The sequence below is a fragment of the Shewanella sp. 5_MG-2023 genome (genome assembly GCF_030547465.1).
Lineage (GTDB): Bacteria > Pseudomonadota > Gammaproteobacteria > Enterobacterales > Shewanellaceae > Shewanella.
Genome location: NZ_JAUORC010000001.1, coordinates 150845 through 169384 on the forward strand (window position 1 = coordinate 150845; position 18540 = coordinate 169384).

An 18540-nucleotide genomic window follows, 5' to 3' on the forward strand; every position below is an offset into this window, starting at 1 on the left:
ATGCTTAACTCCTTACTGCATGACGAGTTGACGGAATAACGTTATTTTCAATATGTTGCCAAAGGGACGACCCCATGACATTTGAGTCTTGAATGACATATTTATTTCGCTCAAACCAGACTTTTTTGGCATGTTCTAAGGCATCATTAATAGCTAATCCTTTATTACATAGCACATTTACCAGCGCTATCGTGGCGGTGACACTGGCTATCGCTTGCTGTAATTGTGCCGTTGATAAATCGGCCTCAGCAATGTCTTCAGCCCGCCAAAGTTGCGCCAGTACAGCAGCAGACAAATCAGCTTGACCAAGCTTTGCCCCCACAAATGCCTCAAGTTGGGTAGGCAGATTAATCTCTGCAAAGTTAGCTTCATGTTGGCCATTAAAACGCAGTAAACCTACCCGAGTACTGACACGAGGGTTGATTTCTGTCTCCCCCTGCAGGCCTTTAAAAATAGCAATATCTGCCGCTTCTCTTTGGCAGCTATCCTTTGCCAAAAGCGCTGCCACTTGATGATGCAATTTATCTAATCCAGGATGAAAATAACTGCGTAGGCTAAATGCTGCATTACACGGGTTAACGCAGCGAACAGACATTTGAATAAAACTTCGTAAACCCAACTCTTGATGTAAAGCGCGGCAATCATTTAATACTGGAATAACATCTGCGCTGTTAAGGTAAATCAGCCCTGTTTTCGCTAACATTTCTGCGGCGGTTTCGGCGTTGTCACATTTAGGAATATCTAAAGCCGCAATATATGATTCAACATGACGACGATGAGGTAATGATTGACTATCTCCATGTAATACAATGGTTTTACCTTGTTTAGCCAGCATTTTTGCCGCTAATAATAACCAAGGTAACTGCTCGCGCTTACCGGCATATACCGGCCAATCAATATCTGCTTTAATAGTTTTCCACTGAGAAGAAACCAACTGCTTTAGCCCAGACGCTACACCAGCAAGTTCTTCAACTGACTCACCTCGCACTCGCATAAGCATCATCGCTGCCGCCATTTGCGCAGTAGAAATGTCACCACTTGCAAAACCTTTAATCAAGTAAGCGGCTTCAGCAAAATTCAAACTGCGGCTACCTTTAACCCCTTTGCCCATTGCTTTGATGAGCTTACGGCTATCAAAATCAGCGGCATTAAGCATATCTTGCGTTTGTTGCTCAACCATAAGCCACCTCCACAAAATCTGTTGGCTTGGCTTTTATATCAGACAATAAGCCAGCTAATTCTTGACCCACTGCAACCACTTCACCAATGATGATTAAGGTTGGGCCACTGTCTTTAATTAATGTCGCTTGCTTGGCCATATTGCTAACATTGGCATAAGTGATTAACTGATTAGGTCTGCCGCCATTGGTGACAAGTGCCACGGGTAAGTTTGCCTCAGCTTTAACAGACATAAGTCCTGCTGAAATTGCTGCTGCTTGCTCCTTGCCCATGTAAAAAACTAAGGTAGATTGTGCTTCTAATAAGCCTTTCCAATGAGTTGGAGCCTGATCTAGCCCATCATTTGTAATGCGGGTACCAGTGACTAACGTGACTGAACGAGCCATGCCGCGGTACGTTAGCGGAATACCTGTGGTTGAGGCGCAGCCTAAAGCTGCTGTAATACCAGGGGTAAATCGGCTAGCGATCCCTAATTTAGCAAGATACAGAGACTCTTCAGCCCCGCGCCCAAAAATATGCGGATCGCCACCTTTTAAACGTACAACTTTGAGTCCTTGTGTGGCAAGCTTTGCTAGTAAAGCGTTTATATCATCTTGCTTATAACTTGGCTGACCACAACGTTTACCCACAAAGTGGCGCTGACAATCTGCAGAGACTAATGAAAGAATATCGCTGCTGACCAAGCTGTCATAAACCAGCGCCTCAGCTTGAGACACTATTCTGGCGGCTTTAATGGTCATTAAATCTAATTGCCCGCAACCTGCACCGACAATTTCGACATCACCCGAAATCAAATCATTATTAGCGGCTGCGCTATTAAAGTTAATTAGCTTATTCAATGTATGACTCATTACGCCACCTCCTCTTGGGCTGATTTACGTTCTTGCTCTGACAACTCAGTCGTTATCTCAGCTAAAGCAATATGCCAAATATCATTGGCACATTGACCCACTTCACTGTGGCAGCTACCACATTGTCTGCCGCAGCCTAGCTCTGTTTGGGTTTCATCTAACGCCTTATCAAAATCTGCTTGTGTGATATCAGTGTTAATCGCTGTGGCGCTAGTAAAATCAGATGCTAAGGCACGTTTACTGAATACTGCATTATCAAGTTTTTGCAGCATGGCATATTCAATATTGGCTTGTGTGACACCGGTACAGGCGCAAATTAGTGGGCTGTTACCAGCTTTAATCAGCTGATGTAATTGACGCATTAATGCAACATCTACTGTTTGACCAATAAGCAAATTCATCGCTTCAAGGGAAACAGCGACCTTTGTGCGACTTAACAGTTTCAGTGATACCAACAAGCCGTTACTGATATTGCAATGCACATGGATAATTTGCTGACTAGCAAGGGAAATTGTCCATTTTAAAGCATGTACCGTTGACTGGTAAGCAAATGCTGCATCTGTATTTTCAAAACCGATGTGATAACAACTGCCAGTGGTTAATGTTTGCTGAACATTCCAGTTCAGGCCTTGCATGTGTGGATCATGCAGACCAAAAACGATCCCTTGCAATGTCACAGCAACTTTAGTTAACGACACGGGTTGGCATTTAAACGCTGGCTGTTTTGAGTAAGGGTCAAACTGACTATCAAGTGGGGTATTAACGCCCTTACCTAACGAGAACTGCTCAGACCAATGCATTGACATAAACCCCAAGTCTGGCGCTTGGGAGTCATCTGCAACCACTCTTGCCACGGCAAAATTGGTTATTGATAAATTGGGGGCAGCAAAAGTTACCAAGTCGTCTTCAATTAATTTTAATTGCGCTAAAGTCGAAGGATGAACAGCAATAACAGGCTCTGGGATACTGGCTCTAAGCGCCGCAATATGACCTGTGCGGGTCATGGTGTGCCATTGATCTCGGCTGCGACCACTGTTTAAGCGTACTTGCCCAGCTGGCAAAGGGGCTATTTGGCAATCTGCAGTGGTTTCAATAAATTGCGCTTTTGATGATGCGGTGGCGAATATGCCATCGGCAAACAATCTTTGCTTATTGCCCCCTATGGCACCATGGTTAGCAGCAGGCCACTGCGTCGGTAGTAACTCATCATATTGCTCATCCGTTAAATCAGCCAAACCGCTTAAATCAAACTGCTTGCCTGGAAAAGATTGCTTTACAAGCTTAGATAACTGGGCAAATTCTTTAAAAACGGCAGCACTGTTTTTAAAGCTAAAACTTTGTTCAAAACCCATCGCTTTTGCGACTTCTGCCAAGGCCCACCAATCAGCTTTTGCAGTGCCTTTAGCTTGTATAAAGCCACGTTGGCGGCTAATCACTCGCTCACTGTTAGTGACAGTGCCACATTTTTCAGACCAACCCTGTGCAGGTAATAACACATCGGCTAATTGCGCAGTCGCAGAGTCTTGTGTTATCTCAGACACCACCACAAAAGGACAGGTTTCTAATGCCGCAGTTATTTTTGCAGTATTAGGCAATGACACCACTGGATTAGTGCCCATAATCCACACCGCTTTAATTGTTCCATCTGCCATAGCATCAAATAATTCAACGGCTGTGAGACCCTTATCAGTCGCGATCACCTCAGACTGCCAAAAATCTCCTAACACTTGACGCTCCGGCTCAGAAAACCCCATATGACAAGCAAGTTGTGTCGCTAAACCGCCCACTTCACGCCCACCCATGGCATTCGGTTGGCCTGTAAGTGAAAAGAAACCACAACCTTCCTTACCAACCTGACCAAGAGCTAAGTGACAATTGATTATCGCATTGCTAGTGTCAGTGCCTGCAATAGATTGGTTTACCCCTTGGCAGCTAGCTGTCATGACTTTTGCGTGAGAGATAAATAACTGATAGAAATCCTGCAACTGAGCAATAGGCACTAATAACGCTTGGGCAAGTGTTTCAACATCAGTGGCTTGACTGGCAACGTGTGCTAAGGTTTGAGTGAAGTTTTCAGTGTGCGCATCAATATATGGCTGATTTAACGCTTCATTTTTGGCAATGAAATTCAGTAAGCCATTAAATAATAACGTATCTGTCCCCGGCGCGATTTGAAGATGTAAGTCTGCTTGGCTTGCCGTAGCAGTTTTAGCTGGGTCAATTACGACAATTTTAGTGCCATAACGCTGGCGGGCTTTAATCATCCGCTGAAATAAAACCGGATGGGTCCACGCTGCGTTTGAACCCACTAATACTATTACTTGTGCCTGTTCAAAATCGTCATAACAACCCGCTACAACATCCTCTCCATATGCGCGCATGTGCGCACTTACAGCAGAAGACATACAAAGGCGTGAATTGGTATCAACATTCGCCGTGCCAATAAAGCCTTTGGCCAATTTATTAGCCACATAGTAATCTTCAGTTAAAAGTTGCCCTGATAAATAAAATGCAACTGAGTCTGGTCCATATTGCGCAATAGTTTGTTTAAAGGTGTCAGCAATTGTCGTGATAGCTTCAGGCCAAGCAACTGACTTACCAGACTTATATTTGGGATAACGTAAACTATTTGGCTGGACTAAGCTTTCTAATAAACGCTCACCTTTGGCACATAACTGACCTTTATTAGCTGGGTGAGTACGATCACCTTCAAGCTCAAATCCAATGTCGTTAAGACTGCTAGGGGTTACACTTATTCCGCAGCCGACGCCGCAATAAGCACAACTAGATTGGATATTAGACATGCAACTTCCCTTCACTGACTCAAATTCAATGACAATAACGTCGCAAATCTCGTGCCAATTGCTAACTTAATGATTTACAAACCGTTTACAAATAAGGCAAATTTAAAATCGCTACTTTTGTTCAACAAAAGTGCACCAAGCCGCACCAATAACGCACATGTCGTTGAAAACAAAAGAAAATTAATACCACTTTAGAGGTATACCGTATAGGTAGTGTGATAAATGCTAAGCCATGAATTGAATATTCATGTGGAATTATTCTTTGAGCTAATGTCGGCGGAAATATAAAAGTTATTTATAAACAGCAAAACTGGGGCAATAAAAAAGCGCTGAATTTCAGCGCTTTTAAACTTTGCTTAAAGCTAAATAATCATCAGTTATTTAGCAACGCGGCCATCATCATGGCAGCTATCACAAGTCGGTTTTTCACCAACATTCATGTCATGTGGTGCGTGACAGTCTTGACACATTAACATGCCATCATGTGGCGCATGGTTTTCATCCATTTCCGCAAGTGTTCCGTGACAGTCTTGACACTGCGCGAACTCATGCTCACCGTCAGCAGATGGCTCGCCATCAGCATGACAACTTTCACAGCCACCCATTTCAGCGTGGAAATCAGCTAAAACTTCATCTGCAGCGAATGCATTTGATGACAAAGTTACTACAGCTAAAGCTGCTGCAAACATTGCTACAAGTATTTTATTGCTCACTATTATACCCTCCAGTTACGATAGTCAAAAAGGCTCTAATAGAGAGACCTTTAATCGATATCAATTTTCAGAACGACTTTTTTAGGCTCAGTTATAAACTTAGCTAACACTGGTTAATTTAGCAACACTAAATAGTCAGCGGCAAAATTCAATCATCATCTCTGACACCTAAAAAGCGTTACATAATGTATCACCTTGAAAAGAAGGTTATATTAACGAGTTAAAATAAAAAGGGAAGCAATAAAAAAGGAGCTATTAAGCTCCTTTTATAACCAAGATCACATTATTAACTATTTCTAAGGGCGCTAATACGTTTTTCTAGTGGTGGATGGCTCATTAAAAAGTCTGTCATTGAACGTTTACCGTTAATACCTAATGCTGACATTTGCGCTGGCATTGCACCCGTTTCTGGGCCAGTTTTTAAACGCTCTAATGCCGCAATCATCTTATCTTTGCCAGCAAGCTTGGCCGCACCTTCATCGGCTTTAAACTCACGAATACGAGAGAAGTAAGCCACAACCATAGACGCTAAAATACCAAATAACATGTCAAGTACGAAAACCACAGCCATGTATGCAAACATACCAAGACCTTCACCCTCTTCATCATTACTCGCAACGAAGTTATTCACAATACCTGCAACAACACGAGCGGCAAAAATAACGAAGGTATTCACGACACCTTGAATAAGGGTCAAGGTGACCATGTCACCGTTAGCCACGTGGCTAACTTCGTGAGCCAGTACGCCTTCGATTTCATCTTGGGTCATACCGTAAAGTAAGCCTGAACTCACAGCAACTAGCGCGTTATCTTTACTTGGGCCCGTTGCAAATGCGTTCATCTCTTCAGATTGGTAAATTGCCACTTCTGGCATTTTAATCCCAGCTTGCTGCGCTTGACGAGCAACGGTGTCAACTAACCAACGTTCAGTATTATCACGAGGGTTTGTAATAACTTCACAACCCATGGTTTTCTTCGCCATCCACTTAGAGATAGCTAAACTGATAAATGCGCCGCCAAAACCAAACATAGCAGCAAAAATTAATAAACCACTCATGCTTGATGTGCTTACACCAAGCAGAGACATCACAATCGAAGCAACTAGCAAAATGGCTAAGTTGGTGGCGATTAGTAAACCGATACGTAACATTACAACTCCTAACTGGCATTCATGCCGACATAAACTCAACGCCTGAGCTCAATGCTCAAGCTGACTTGAACGCAAAAATATTATTAAACACTTAACGACATAATATGTCCTAAAAAAGATATTTCAAGCGTCTAATAGAAAAAACTGACATAAAATGACAGATTAGTTAAAAATACCACACTAAGCCTAACCTCAGCTAAATGCTTAACTTAGTAGCGGGCAGAGTCTAGGCAGCTAGTATTAATCGAAACTTAAATCTAACCAGCATTTGCTAGAAAGCCTAGTGTTTAGCGGATAGATGGCGATTAATCTTTGTTAATATCGTCACTAAGGAGCAGAACAATAACTAATTTAATTAGTTAGCAATTTATAACCCTCATTCAGCCCAGTATCCCTTTTATTCATAACCTTACCTTGAACGCTGCGAGTGAGTTAACTGTTAAGTTTAGCTAATGGCTATTCATTCATAATGGGGCTTCCCGGTCATTGACATTAATCAGCATGCCGTCAACTTATAAATACCCATTTAAGTGAGTGGAGCACTCATGTCTACATAAGAGTATCAGCCAATAAAAAAGCGTTAAATCCCATAAGAATTTAACGCTTTCTTTATCACTCAATCCAGTGAACTCATTCAGTAAACTGACTCTAATTCATTAAAAAGTGTAGCTCAGTTTAACGTTAAAGTAGCGACCTGGTTGAGAATAAGTCTCTTCAGTCACGCCCATATTACCCATTAAGAACTTTGACTGACCCGCTACATCGGAATACTCAATATATTCTTTATCAAACAGGTTAAATACGCCAGCGCGTACCGTCCAGTTATCATTCACATGGAAGTTAGCCGTCAAATCAAATACTGCGTAGCCTGCCGTGTTATACACTTCGTTGAAATCCATACCTGGCAGTGCAATAGGGAAAATATCTAAATCCGTTGTACGATCCATTTGATCAGCAAAGCGCATGGTTAAGCCAAAGTTAGCTTCAGTGTTACCTAGGTAAGTATAATAATTTACTCCCAAGTTACCTTTTAATGGACTTACGCTATTTAAGTAATCGCCGTTCTGATCTTCGCCATGGGTGTAAGCAATGTTACCCCATAGTTCAAATTCATCAGTAAACCAATGACTCATAGACATTTCAGCGCCATAAAGAGTCACTTTGTCATAGTTGATATAACGATATTCTAATGAACTTGGAATTGCACAGCCGAACCTGCCGCCACACCCCACAAATTCCCAATCGATGTAATTATCAGCTTGAGTATAAAAAGTGGTAAATTCATATCGTGTGTCGCCATGATCACCACGAACACCCACTTCAATGGTGTTACTTGATTCTGACTCTAAGTCGTAGTTTGCCTCAATGATAACAGGGAATGGCATCGCGCCATCTTTGACTTCTAACTCACCCCACTTTTGATCTGGGGTTGGCATTTTGTAGCCGTAAGCATATTGGGCATACACATTCACGTTTTCAGTCATGTGGTATACAAGGCCAAGCTTAGGTGACCAAAAACCATCACTCATCGCGGCAAAATCTTCAGGATCACGGCCAGCATCTTCAGCTTGCTGTTGATCAGGGGTGTTTTTGAAGTAATCGTAACGCAGCCCCACAATACCGTTTAGTTTGCCGTCTAAAAAGGTCATATCATCTTGAACAAATATGCCAGCGCGTAAACTTTTCGTATCAGCAAATGAGAAGGTATCGGTTTCAGATGGCGTTGAATTGCCATTTTCATCGATATCTTGATAGCTGCGTGGGCGGCTCATTTCAGACAGCTCTACATCCACGCCATAAATAATATTGTGGTCATGACCGGGTAGTGACAATGCCTTACTAAAAGTACTGGCAAAACCAAAACGGTATTCATCAAACTGGTAATCACGGTGCTGCGTTATTGCTCGGTCTGCGCCACTGATACCATTAAAGTAGTCACGTTTTTCACTTTGGTCGGTTTTACCGTAATAGAGTACGAAATCAACATTGTCATGAATGATACGGTCTTTCGTTGAGCGTAAACGTAATGAGGTATTTAACGCTTGAGTTTGGCGGTCATAATCAATTGACTCATCTTTATCAGCATATTTTTCCCAGCGGTCAAGCTGCTGGTTCATGTAATCAACGGTTAACTGCAGATTAGTATCATCATTAAAGTGATACTTACTTTTTAGTAATAAGCTGTCAGTGACTAAGTCACTATCTGGTAATGTGTTGTAGTAGTTTTGCTGTTCTTCACCACTACGACGTTGATAACTGACTAGGTTATCAAAATCACCTGCTGCAAATGCGCTAGTAAAGCCACCGCTGAACTCATCGTTCATACCTGTGTAGCCGCCATTTGCAGAGAAATAATAATCACTGCCACGTAAGTAATCATCCGCATCTTTAGTGGTCATGACCATCACGCCACCTAACGCATCGGAGCCATACATGGTCGATGCTGCAGTTTTTAACACTTCAACTTGCTTTAAGCCTTCAACTTCAGTTAATCCGCGGCCTGTGCCTTCAGCGCCTGGGCCTAATGGTGATGCATACTGGTTATTAACCCGAACGCCATCTTTAACCATCATCACGCGGTTGCCGCCAATACCACGAATAGTCACCGAGCTTGGCTTACCTGCGCCGCCTTTAACATCAACGGCAGCTTCTGTTCTAAATAATGAAGCAAAGTCGGTGCTCATATTACGCGCTATCGATTCTTCATCAATAACCACAACCGAACCGGCAACTTGATCAAGTGTTTGCTCCATACGAGAACCAGAAATCACAATTACATCATGAAAATTTGAAATAGATTGTTTGATTTCTTCTTGCGATACAATTTCACCAGTATCCGCAATAACTTGAGGGGACAATGCCGCGGCAATCGCGGCACTAATTAACTTGATCGAAAGTTGCTTCATCAACACTATCCTTAAAAAAACCTTAATAGGAATTAATCTCATCTTTAATGGCGCAGGATTCTAGCATGAACAAATTTTCACATAGCGATCATGATCTCAATATTCATTGTTGATATTCAGACTTAAGGGTTTTCTTATTTTTACATTGTTAGCGGTCACGGATATTTAATTAGCTGCAAAATAAAGCTAACAATAATTAACAGTTGAGCATCATTAACAACTCAAGATCCCAACACCCAAAGCGGTTGGCCAATGCCGTAGGGTTTCCATAAGGTTTTAAAGAGAAGATCATAGCGATGTTAAAAATATGCGGGGGAGTGAACAGTAAAAGCCAAAATACATGTTTAAAGGGTAAGTTTACCTTGATGAAACGACTAATCTAAAATCGTATAATATAAATACTCCCATGCGAACTGAACGCTATACATTGGTGGGTATGAGTAATCTTCAACCTCTACAACCATATATTGGGGTACATCAAATTCTTGATGATGAAATAACGCCATCCAGTCTATTATTAAGCAACTTTTTTGGTTTATCGGTAGACAGCAAGCAGTACATTGTCATTTTTACCAAACTCGATCGTACATTGATGAGTGACAAAATAGAGTCTGCTACTAAACACAATAACTGCACCATTCTCAGTAATTGTATGCTTATAGCTGGAAGATTAGCGGTTTGCAATTGTCTCATTACACTTGATTTTTTACACCCGCCGAAAAATTACCGCAAAGATAATAAATTTCATCTTTCGCTATATTCCAAAATATTACACCTGTCGTAATAACTACAATGTTAATATGCGTTAATAATAGGCTTTTCGCTATTGGCTTCTAAGCCTTTTTGGCACACATGTTTGTCTTTTAAGCGCTCAATGGGAATAGATTTAAGCCACCCTCTCAAAGTATGAATAACAACACGTTCGCAATCATCACTGATAATACTTGCTCGTTCGAAAGCCGTCGTGTCTCCATCATCATAACGAAAGTTTTGCTGATTATTTATCTGACTATGTTCCCGATTTGAACTGACTTGTACAGCGCCTAGCTCGAGTGTTTTTGATAATAAACTCCGCATGGTTGTGACAAGCCGCAGCCCATTATTCGCTAGCCAATATTCTTGCGGTGATTCAGACTCAATTTTAGAAGATAAAACTTCAATTTGATTCTGGTAAAAAACAGCACGTTTTTTAGCTGCGATATGCAGCTCTTTCTTCTGATAAACAAGAAATTGTGTTCTTAAAGTGAGCGTATCTTGCTGCTGATTGAGTAAATAAATAGGGGTAATATCTAGAACCATGTCATCTTCAGATTGACTATCTTGGAAGCGTGCTAACTCAAACCCCCGTGATAAAGCGATGTCATTGAGTTGGGTGACAAGAGCTTGATTAGCAATGTCCTTAACAAAAGGACGATAAGGAAGTATTACCTCATCCGCTAAATCCTGCGCTTTATTTTTTTTGTCATTTTTAACTGACTCGGTAATCGCAGCATGAGTGATAATTGCGGCGAAAAAATCAACAGGGGTAACGGCAGGATAAATCATACCCATATGATCTACATTGCCAGAATTAGGCGCTGCTTTACCTATAATCAACGCGGTACCATCAGGTACTTTAACGTACAGTTTACTGTTTTCTTTTAAAATAGTTCTATTATCTACATGCTTCACATACCCCTTAGGGTTATAAGTGCTGCAAGCACATAAGATTATTGACAGCAAGCTGATAACTAAGATTCTTAACATAGTAGTGGCTCTTAGAAGTTGGGAGGAAACTCCTCCCTTAAACAATTTAGAGTTTAATATTTGACTTGATTGCATCTTTACCCGTCGCTATGACTTCATAAATAGAATTGGTCAAACCAGGAAATGTTGGTGGCTCATCCCATTCAAGATCAGAGGCCTTGCGGTTGTTAAATGGCTTGTATAAAACGTACTTATTTGTCTCTAAATCAATGATGTAAGCTATACCTGTAAAAGTAGCCACTGGATCCATTGTTGGTACATAAGAAGAATAGTTACGGTAAGCGCCTACTTCAGTGACATCTATTACGAGTAGGTAATTAACCCCATCTTGTTTATAACTAGAATAGTCTTTTGGTGCGACATTTAGCTCTTTAGATTTCTTTTTCTTCAGCTTACTTACATCAATATCACCTGCAAGAGCGACTGCATCTACTCCCTTATCCATCAATATCTGAGTCAATTCTGTTTTTAAATTTTTAATATCATCAATTGGAATTGTTTTCAGATGCTTATCTAAAGAAGAGTTAGCAGCAGATGCGACTGCATAACATAATAAACAGCTTGCACCGGTAATCGTTGTTTCAGGTTCTGGGATTGTAGAAGTGATAACACCAACCCGAGTTTCTGAATTTTTTAGGGCGTTGCCATCTAGGGCAACATGAGGTTGTATTTTGGCTGCGCAGCCACCTAGCATTATAGATGTAAATGCTAACACGATGAGAACTGATTTATTTGTCATGCTAATCCTTTATCTTTGATTTTAATATAATTCCTTTAAAGCAGCATGATATTTCCTAGCCCCGCCAATGTAAAGAATTTGTAGACCTAAAGTAGTAAAAAAGTGACTCACTATAATTAAAGAAAAATAAACAGTTATTCCAGCCTTGTTTGTCAAAAATGATAGAGTTACAAATTAAACTCATCACCTTTACTTCATTCTTACCCGGCAGAAATATCGTTAGTGCAACTAGAATTAGAATGGCCATTTTAATTTTGCACTGACATTCGGACGGCTCAAGAATTACTAGGTCATGCAGATCTTATAACCACTGAACTTTATCCCCATTTCATTGGGTCTCGATTCAGCCTCACTTTAAGTCCGATGGATAGAAAATAATATTTAACCTCTTCCATTGTATATGGGGCAAGAAATCGCTGATAAATCCGAAAGTTAGCATTTATCAAAAACGCTATATCTAAAGACCATTACTTAAAGAGCATTATTTAAAGTTCATTACGATGTGTTAGAAACGTTATTAATCATTTTGGAAAACGAGACCCGTCGCAAATGCTGTAATCAATATCTGCCGGTAACTGTTGCGGCATTTTTTCAGCTTGAAAATAGCCCCAAATTGCAACACTAATAAATAATAAGGGCAAAGCTAAGCATGACAATGATTTTGCCTTAGCTTTCCAGCCTCGCTGTATTGATGTGGGTTTAAATACTTTAACGCCTATGGGTGGAAACTGTTGATGCTTTAAGCCTTTAAGTCCTAATGGTAATAGTGAAACACTCACCAAAAGAGCGCAGAAAACAGGAAGGCCAACAAACACTGAATACCAAAGCACGCTGATGCCAGAAAAACCAAAAGGCGTGTGACAGTGAGCGGTAGTCGTATACCAAGAAATAAAAGGAAATAGCCACTTTTGATGGGTGATATAAATGAAAAGGCCCAGCAAGGCATACAATACCACCCTGCGTATTTTTTCTGCCTTGGTAAACTCTGGTGCAAATTCGATGATTTCTCTCCTTGAAAATATCAAATGCTAAAACAACTACTTGTAAGCAAAAAGACAAAGGCTAAAAATCAAAACTTAAGTCTCTATAAGGTCGAGTTATCAATATGCACAGCGGCATTTATAGCTGTTGGCTCACTTAAGTACGGCACATAACCTAAGAATGGCGCTGTCATTAACTCTTTTAAACTTGATAAGTTCTCTTCTATTTCACTCATTTCAGGGTCAACTTGGTTAGCGACCCAAGCTGCAATATTAAGCCCGTCAGCTTCAATGGCCTCTTGGGTTAATAATGCATGGTTAAGACAACCAAGCTTCATGCCCACCACTAAAATAACCCCAACATCATTTTGCTGAGCCAGCTGCTGTACTGATTGCGATAAATATTGGCCTTTACTTAAAGGTAATCTCCAGCCACCAGCACCTTCAATTAATGCAAACTCGGCACTGTTTAGTGCTTCAAGTGGCAATAAATCAACAACGCCACTGGCAGTTAAACTCACCCCTTGTTGCTTTGCGGCAATATGCGGTGCAATGGCGGGTTTAAATGCGATAGGGTTAATTTGATTGTAATCGAGCGTGATAGTTGATTGTTCAATTAGGCTTAGCGCATCGCTATTTCTAAGCCCTGCGTCTGTTTCAATACAACCTGAGGCAATAGGTTTGACGCCGAGGGTTTTAGCTTCTGTGGTTTTAGCGACAGTTATTTTAGCTAGAGCCGTTTTTCTTGTTGCAAGATTAAGTAGCGCCGATGAAATCAGGGTTTTTCCGCTGTCAGTATCAGTGCCAGTAACAAAATAAATCATCGAAATAACCCCTTCACTGTTTATATCCAATTGTCTAAAAATTTAACGCTTACCAAGTTGTAAATAGCTGATGTTATAGCTCAATGGTAAGCCGTTTGCTTCACGTAAGCTTTCCGCTTTATCCATTAACGCGAGCCAATCTTTACGACCGCGCAAACGATTAGTTTTTTTATCCGTTAAGCTTTTATCTTGGTATTCATTCACTGACGCCCCGACCCCTTTAATTGAATACAGTAATGCCTTTAAATCGGCAAAATGTACTTGCTCGGTAGTGGTCTCAGCAGAGAGTATTTGCCATTTTTCGGTATCTATCGCGGCGATAATGTCATCTAAATGACGAAAACTATTATGGCCTAGCCCTAGGGTTTCAAGCTGTGAAAGACTGCCATCACTCACCACGCTAATAAAGGCTTGGCCTTGAGGTTTTATGACTCTATTAAGTTCATTAAATACTTGGGTTAATTCATCACACCACTGCAGAACTAAGTTTGAATAAATACTGTCCATGCTATTTGCAGTTATAGGTAAGTTTGCCGCATCGGCGCAAACAGTGTGATATTGCGGAAAAGACTGCTGCACCACATTTAGCATTTGAGGCGATAAATCAACTGCCGTGACCTTAGTTAGCTGGCAGTGATTTGATTCAAAGTCAGTACCTGGGCCACAGCCTAAATCCAATAAATGCCCGGTTAAACCTGTTTTTTTATCGGCATTATACTCAGTATTAGCAAGTTTTATTAACCTGCTAGCCGTGATGCGCTGTAATACATCGTGTTGTTTATAGGTAGCTGCAGCTTGGGAGAATTTAACCGCTACGGGGTTATCTAGATTCATTAATATTCTCTTGGTAACTGCACTGCTAGTGCATCAACTAATTGGGTTATTTGCTCGGCATTATGGCTGGCATTAATGGTCACTCTCAGCCTTGCCTGCCCTTTAGGCACTGTTGGCGGCCTAATTGCCCCGACCTGTAAACCTTGTTGCTTTAATGCCTTTGCTATTGCTAAAGTTCGTTCACTGTCACCGATAATTACAGGCTGAATGGCGGTTATTGACTCTGTTAGCGCAATGTTTTTAGCATTACAAAGCGACCTAAAGAAGGCAATATTGGCAAACAATGTTGATGCTTTATCAGGTTGCGACTGAGTTAAATTAACCGCTGTTAACGCTAAATGAGCACTGGCAGGTGACAGTGCGGTTGAATAAATGTAATGCCGTGATTGCGCCACCATATAATCAATAATTTGCTGTGACGCTAAAACGCAGGCGCCTTGGCAGCCGAGGGCTTTACCAAAGGTAATGACTTGAATATCGCATTGTGGTGTAACTGCCGCTCTGCTGACGTTAAAGCGATTGCTAGCAAGCTCTTCATAATTGATTCCAAAACCATGGGCATCATCAACCACTAACCAACTATTATGCTGCTTACACAAGTTCGATAACGCATCTAATGGCGCACGATCGCCATCCATACTAAAAACGCTTTCGGTAAATAAGGCGCTATTAGGAAATCGATTAAGTAACTGCTCTGCATGGGTTATATCATTGTGTTTATAGCGCTTAAGTGCAGCGCCGCTGTCTTTTACACCGTCTATCACTGATGCATGAATAAGCTTATCAGCAATAATCACATCGCCTGCTTCAAATAAGGTTTTGATTAACGCTTGATTGGCACTAAATCCAGAGCAAAATAATAGCCCTGCTTCATGACCGGTCAGCTCACATAAACCTTGTTCAAGCTTTAGGTGGGCTTCACTGTATCCAGATACTAATGGCGATGCTTTACTGCCAACACCATATTTTATCGCGCCAGCATGAATAGCGGCAATCATCTCAGGATCATTGGCCAGCCCAAGGTAATCGTTGTGACTGAAATCAATAATATTGGGAATTGTTCGAGCTAAGTTGTTAGCCGATGCCTTGTCTAACTCAGCTAACTTTCTTTGCCTCAGCAAGCCATCGGTTTGCAGCTGCTGCAAACGATGACTTATTCGTGATGATATTGGGTGATTTGCCATGAATACTGCCTTCTACTGACAAATGTGCATCGCTTTATAACGCCGCGGCATCAAAGAATTGTTGCGTTGCTTTATCTTTTTTTGCATTGGCTTTAGCCAATAACGCAGTGTCAGATTCAATGTCAGCTGATGGTCCTTGCTCAGGATGTAGCCCTAAACGTCTAAATAGGCTCATATCATCGTTTTCTTCAGGGTTGGGTGTCGTCAGTAACTTACAACCGTAGAAAATAGAGTTAGCACCAGCAAAGAAACACATAGATTGTAATTCATCAGTCATGCTTTCACGCCCAGCTGATAAACGCACTCGAGATTTAGGCATAATAATACGTGCAACGGCAATGGTGCGCACAAATTCAAAGGGATCTAAGTCATCTATCTTTTCAAATGGCGTACCTGCAACTTTAACCAACATATTAATCGGTACTGAATCAGGATGCTGCTCTAAATTAGCTAGCTGTTGTAATAAACCTGCTCTGTCTGTCGCTTTTTCGCCCATACCGACAATACCGCCAGAACACACTTTCATGCCTGACTGACGCACGTTGGTTAAAGTATCAATACGGTTTTGATAAGTACGGGTGGTGATCACATCGCCATAATATTCAGGTGAGGTATCAAGGTTGTGGTTATAGTAATCAAGACCTGCTTTGGCAAGTTCGTCAGACTGTTCTTTTGACAGCATACCCAGTGTCATACAGGTTTCCATGCCTAATGCTCTTACATCTTTAACCATTTGGGTTAAATATGGCATATCGCGCTCGCGAGGGTTACGCCATGCAGCGCCCATACAAAAACGTGATGCTCCCGCTGCTTTCGCGCTTTTGGCTTCGGTGATGACTTTTTCGATTTCCAATAAACGCTCTTTTTCAAGACCGGTATCGTAACGGGCACTTTGAGGGCAATACTTACAATCTTCTGGGCAAGCACCGGTTTTAATTGATAATAAACGACTAATTTGTACTTCATTAGGATCAAACGTCTCACGATGAATACTGTGGGCTTTAAACAGTAAATCGTTCATTGGTAAAGCAAATAACGCTTCTATTTCAGCTTTGGTCCAGTCATGACGGATGGCTAATGATGACATTGATTAATCCTTTGTTATTCGTTTTATATTCACTTTATATTGGGTTAGGATACCTTCAGCACGTAAACTGTCAATGCTATCGCGCATTACACCTTGACTAACGGTTAAAATATGAACAACTCATTTTATCAGCAAGCATCCCAGACAATCGATTCTCAAGCTATAGACTCTCAAGCTATAGACTTTGAGTTTGATAAACAGCATATTTGGCATCCCTATACTTCGATGAGTCAAGCTGCCAGCGTAACTGGAGTCCATAGTGCCGATGGGTGTGAACTGACCTTAAGCAGCGGTCAAAAGGTCATTGATGGCACCAGCTCTTGGTGGGCCTGTATTCATGGCTATAACCGCCCAGAAATTATTGAAGCGATGCAGCAGCAGCTCACGACCCTAAGCCATGTAATGTTTGGCGGTATTACCCACGCCCCTGCAGTTAACCTCTGCAAGCAATTAGTGGCGATGACCAGCCCCAATTTAACCAAAGTCTTTTTAGCCGACTCTGGCTCTATTGCCGTTGAAGTGGCCATTAAAATGGCCATGCAATACTGGCAAGGTAAACAGCTACCACAAAAGCAGCGTTTATTAACCGTTAAGCGTGGTTATCATGGTGATACCTTTGCCGCGATGAGCGTCTGCGATCCTGATAATGGCATGCATACCATGTTTAGCGCAGCGGTTACTGAACACCTTTTTTCCCCAGCGCCACTATCTGTTTTCGGTGAAGCATTAAAGCAAGGTGATACTGATGCGCTTGAGGCTATTTTAGCTGAGCATCATCAAGATATTGCCGCCATAATTATTGAACCTGTGATGCAAGCTGCTGGCGGAATGCACTTTTATTCAGCCGAGTATTTATCTGCCATTAGAGCCTTATGTAATCAATACAATGTACTTCTCATACTTGATGAAATCGCTACTGGTTTTGGCCGCATAGGAAAATTATTTGCTTATGAATATGCCAATATCGAAGCCGATATTTTGTGTTTAGGTAAAGCCTTAACCGGTGGCTACATCAGTTTAGCGGCAACACTTTGTAGTGATGAAGTGGCCAAAGGTGTCAGTGACTCCCCTGCGGGCGTATTTATGCACGGGCCAACATTTATGGGCAATCCGCTAGCATGCGCTGCAGCCAGTGCCAGTATGAGTATTTTACAAACTGGCGCATGGCAACAACAGGTCAGCGATGTTGAGTTGCAAATGAAGACTGAACTTGCTGAAGCTATTGATTATCAACATGTGGTGGATGTCAGAGTATTAGGCGCAGTAGGCGTAATTGAAATGGATAGCGTGGTTAACACGGCTAAATTGCAGCAAGACTTTATTGAGTTAGGTGTGTGGATAAGACCTTTTGCCAACGTGATATACATTACTCCGCCTTATACTATTACCAAAGAGCAACTGACGACACTAACCCAAGCCATGAAAACTATTGCCGCAAATATTACTCAAGAGCAAGCCGCTGCAGATAGCTTTAGTAATGGTTAGCTGGGGTGTAAATAAGCTGGTTGATTGACGTAAAAGCAGTGTAAAACTGATAGCGCTA

At 41.5% G+C, this 18540-nt stretch carries 14 protein-coding genes; 1 reads left to right on the top strand and 13 read right to left on the bottom strand.

From position 1 onward, the window contains the following. Positions 1-4: 4 nt before the first annotated feature. From Q4557_RS00660 to bioB, 13 genes are all read right to left on the bottom strand, one after another. Positions 5-1180, bottom strand: a complete 1176-nt coding sequence (locus Q4557_RS00660) for a glycosyl transferase (protein ID WP_102476413.1) — start codon at positions 1178-1180, stop codon at positions 5-7. Next, entirely contained in the window at positions 1173-2030 is an 858-nt protein-coding gene (cobA, locus tag Q4557_RS00665; RefSeq protein ID WP_102438001.1) for a uroporphyrinogen-III C-methyltransferase, read from the bottom strand. Before cobA ends, Q4557_RS00660 begins: the two co-directional genes overlap by 8 nt. Next, positions 2030-4834, bottom strand: coding sequence for a nitrate reductase (locus tag Q4557_RS00670; RefSeq protein ID WP_102531571.1), 2805 nt, complete (start codon positions 4832-4834; stop codon positions 2030-2032). The genes cobA and Q4557_RS00670 overlap by 1 nt, the downstream gene beginning before the upstream one ends. 377 nt (positions 4835-5211) lie before the next feature. Continuing rightward, a complete protein-coding gene (locus tag Q4557_RS00675) occupies positions 5212-5547 on the bottom strand; it encodes a cytochrome c3 family protein (RefSeq protein ID WP_102438005.1) in 336 nt (111 codons plus the stop codon). Positions 5548-5833: 286 nt separating this feature from the next. Next, positions 5834-6697, bottom strand: coding sequence for a protease HtpX (gene htpX, locus Q4557_RS00680; protein WP_102438007.1), 864 nt, complete (start codon positions 6695-6697; stop codon positions 5834-5836). Positions 6698-7353: 656 nt separating this feature from the next. Beyond that, positions 7354-9603 carry a TonB-dependent hemoglobin/transferrin/lactoferrin family receptor gene (locus tag Q4557_RS00685; RefSeq protein ID WP_303410040.1) on the bottom strand — a complete coding sequence of 750 codons (2250 nt, stop codon included), beginning with the start codon at positions 9601-9603 and terminating at the stop codon, positions 7354-7356. Positions 9604-10398: 795 nt separating this feature from the next. Beyond that, the gene (locus tag Q4557_RS00690; RefSeq protein WP_303410042.1) at positions 10399-11424 is read right to left on the bottom strand and encodes a hypothetical protein; all 1026 of its coding nucleotides are present in this window, start codon (positions 11422-11424) and stop codon (positions 10399-10401) included. After that, entirely contained in the window at positions 11396-12088 is a 693-nt protein-coding gene (locus Q4557_RS00695; protein WP_303410044.1) for a hypothetical protein, read from the bottom strand. The genes Q4557_RS00690 and Q4557_RS00695 overlap by 29 nt, the downstream gene beginning before the upstream one ends. Before the next feature lie 521 nt (positions 12089-12609). Further along, positions 12610-13029 (bottom strand): hypothetical protein, encoded by a 420-nt coding sequence (locus tag Q4557_RS00700; protein ID WP_303410046.1) that lies wholly within the window; start codon positions 13027-13029, stop codon positions 12610-12612. Positions 13030-13172: 143 nt separating this feature from the next. Beyond that, the gene (bioD, locus tag Q4557_RS00705) at positions 13173-13889 is read right to left on the bottom strand and encodes a dethiobiotin synthase (RefSeq protein ID WP_198589311.1); all 717 of its coding nucleotides are present in this window, start codon (positions 13887-13889) and stop codon (positions 13173-13175) included. Between the two features lie 45 nt (positions 13890-13934). Further along, a complete protein-coding gene (locus Q4557_RS00710) occupies positions 13935-14726 on the bottom strand; it encodes a methyltransferase domain-containing protein (RefSeq protein ID WP_303410048.1) in 792 nt (263 codons plus the stop codon). Further along, entirely contained in the window at positions 14726-15910 is a 1185-nt protein-coding gene (locus tag Q4557_RS00715) for an 8-amino-7-oxononanoate synthase (RefSeq protein ID WP_303410050.1), read from the bottom strand. The genes Q4557_RS00710 and Q4557_RS00715 overlap by 1 nt, the downstream gene beginning before the upstream one ends. A 34-nt stretch (positions 15911-15944) precedes the next feature. After that, positions 15945-16997, bottom strand: a complete 1053-nt coding sequence (bioB, locus tag Q4557_RS00720; protein ID WP_102438017.1) for a biotin synthase BioB — start codon at positions 16995-16997, stop codon at positions 15945-15947. Positions 16998-17108: 111 nt separating this feature from the next. On the opposite strand from bioB, the gene bioA reads away from it, so the two are divergent. After that, positions 17109-18482: an adenosylmethionine--8-amino-7-oxononanoate transaminase gene (gene bioA / locus Q4557_RS00725; RefSeq protein ID WP_303410054.1), complete on the top strand. Its 1374-nt coding sequence runs from the start codon at positions 17109-17111 to the stop codon at positions 18480-18482. Positions 18483-18540: the final 58 nt, after the last annotated feature.

Bases quoted from the DNA above. Each gene is read 5' to 3' on its own strand.
- Q4557_RS00660 (WP_102476413.1), bottom strand. From the start codon at position 1,180: ATGGTTGAGCAACAAACGCAAGATATGCTTAATGCCGCTGATTTTGAT.
- cobA (WP_102438001.1), bottom strand. From the start codon at position 2,030: ATGAGTCATACATTGAATAAGCTAATTAACTTTAATAGCGCAGCCGCT.
- Q4557_RS00670 (WP_102531571.1), bottom strand. From the start codon at position 4,834: ATGTCTAATATCCAATCTAGTTGTGCTTATTGCGGCGTCGGCTGCGGA.
- htpX (WP_102438007.1), bottom strand. From the start codon at position 6,697: ATGTTACGTATCGGTTTACTAATCGCCACCAACTTAGCCATTTTGCTA.
- Q4557_RS00685 (WP_303410040.1), bottom strand. From the start codon at position 9,603: ATGAAGCAACTTTCGATCAAGTTAATTAGTGCCGCGATTGCCGCGGCA.
- Q4557_RS00690 (WP_303410042.1), bottom strand. From the start codon at position 11,424: ATGCAATCAAGTCAAATATTAAACTCTAAATTGTTTAAGGGAGGAGTT.
- Q4557_RS00695 (WP_303410044.1), bottom strand. From the start codon at position 12,088: ATGACAAATAAATCAGTTCTCATCGTGTTAGCATTTACATCTATAATG.
- Q4557_RS00710 (WP_303410048.1), bottom strand. From the start codon at position 14,726: ATGAATCTAGATAACCCCGTAGCGGTTAAATTCTCCCAAGCTGCAGCT.
- Q4557_RS00715 (WP_303410050.1), bottom strand. From the start codon at position 15,910: ATGGCAAATCACCCAATATCATCACGAATAAGTCATCGTTTGCAGCAG.
- bioB (WP_102438017.1), bottom strand. From the start codon at position 16,997: ATGTCATCATTAGCCATCCGTCATGACTGGACCAAAGCTGAAATAGAA.
- bioA (WP_303410054.1), top strand. From the start codon at position 17,109: ATGAACAACTCATTTTATCAGCAAGCATCCCAGACAATCGATTCTCAA.